Origin of the sequence: Pseudonocardia sp. McavD-2-B, assembly GCF_024124365.1 — a bacterium.
GTDB lineage: Bacteria > Actinomycetota > Actinomycetes > Mycobacteriales > Pseudonocardiaceae > Pseudonocardia > Pseudonocardia alni.
On record NZ_JAMXSG010000501.1, the window covers coordinates 1 to 1,637 of the forward strand.

Genomic DNA, 1,637 nt, shown 5'->3' on the forward strand with positions numbered 1-1,637 from the left:
GGCGGTCGTGGACGGCGACCGCGATGCCGCTCACCCCGGCTCGGTCCAGGCCAGCTGCACCCGTCGCGCCCCGGTCCGCCGGTCGACGAGCACGCCGCGGCCGGGTGGCATCGGCCCGGGGCGGACCTTCTCCAGCAGCGCGCCCTCGTCGGGGCTGCCGGAGCCGACCAGGCCGGGGGCGCCCAGCTCGCGCAGCCGCCCGAGGACCGGGTCGAACAGCGCCCGCCCGGCCCCGCCGGTGCGTCGCGCGAGGACGACGTGCAGCCCGACGTCGCGGGCCTGCGGCAGGTACTCGGCGAGCGCGAGCAGCGGGTGCGTTCCGGCCGACCCCGCCGCGGGGACGACCAGGTCGTAGTCGTCGACGAGCAGCCACACGTCCGGCCCGCTCCACCAGGACCGTTCCCGCAGCTGGGCCGGGGTGACGTCCGGGCCTGGCAGCCGCCGTCCGAGCGAGCCCGCGATCTCCGCGCAGGCGTCGGTGGTGGCCTGCGCGGTCGAGGTGTGGGCGAGCAGGTGGCTCTGCGGGACCCCGCCGAGCAACGTCCGCCGGTGATCGACGACGACGATCCGCGCCTGCTCGGGCGTCCAGCGCGCGGCGATGCCGTGGGCGAGGGTCCGCAGCAGGGTCGTCTTGCCGCCGCCGGAGTCGGCGAAGCAGAGCAGGTGCGGCTCGTCCGGGTCGAGCTCGACGGTGGCGAGCCGGTCCTCGTCGACCCCGAGCGCGGGCCCACGGCCCGGACCGGGCGGGAGCTCGGCGACCTCGATCCGGGTGGGCAGCAACCGCACCGGGCCGACCGACGGGCCGTCCCAGGCGTCGTCGATCTCCCGGGCCGGGTCGGTGCCGGGGACCAGGCAGGGCGCGGCGAGGACGGTCGCCTCGCCGTCGGCGGACAGGCCGTGCCCCGGCAGCGCGGGCACCGCGGCGGCGCGACGCCGGTCCACCTCGGAGTCCGACGGGTCGCCCAGCCGCAGCTCGACCCGGCTGCCGAGCTGGTCCTTGAGCGCGGGGCGGATCTCGGCCCAGCGGGCGGCGGACAGCGCGAGGTGCACGCCGTAGGAGAGCCCGCGGGCGGCGAGGGCGGTCAGCTTCTCGTCCAGGTCCTCGAACCCGGCGCGCAGCGCCGCGTAGCCGTCGACGACGAGCAGCAGGTCGGTGGCGGTCACCCCGGCGAACCCGCCCGCGGCGCGCCGGGCCCGGAACTCCTCGATCCCGGCGACGCCGTGCGCGGCGAACAGCTGCTCGCGCTCGTCGACGGCGGCGACGGTCTCGGCCACCACCCGTCGCACCAGGTCGCCGGCGCGGCGGTCGGCGACGGTCCCGACGTGCGGCAGCCCGGCCAGCGGGGCGAGCGTGCCGCCGCCGAGGTCGAGCACGTGCACTCCCAGTTCGCCGGGGGTGTGGGTGAGCGCGAGCGCGGTGACGACGGTGCGCAGCGCGGTCGACTTCCCCGACCGCGGCCCCCCGACGACGGCGAGGTGCCCGGCCGCGCCGGACAGGTCCAGCACCAGCGGGTCGCGCCGCTGGGCGTAGGGCCGGTCGACGAGCCCGACCGGCGCGGCGAGCCGTCCGACCGGTCCCGGTGCACACAGCCCGCGCCCGGCCCGGACCAGCGGGTCGCCGAGCACCACCGGCAGCG

At 78.7% G+C, this 1,637-nt stretch carries 1 protein-coding gene; it reads right to left on the minus strand.

What is annotated here, in order from left to right; genetic code table 11:
* Positions 1–30 precede the first annotated feature (30 nt).
* On the minus strand, positions 31–1,637 hold a 1,607-nt coding region (eccCb, locus tag NH602_RS30660), incomplete at its 5' end, for a type VII secretion protein EccCb (RefSeq protein ID WP_253069664.1).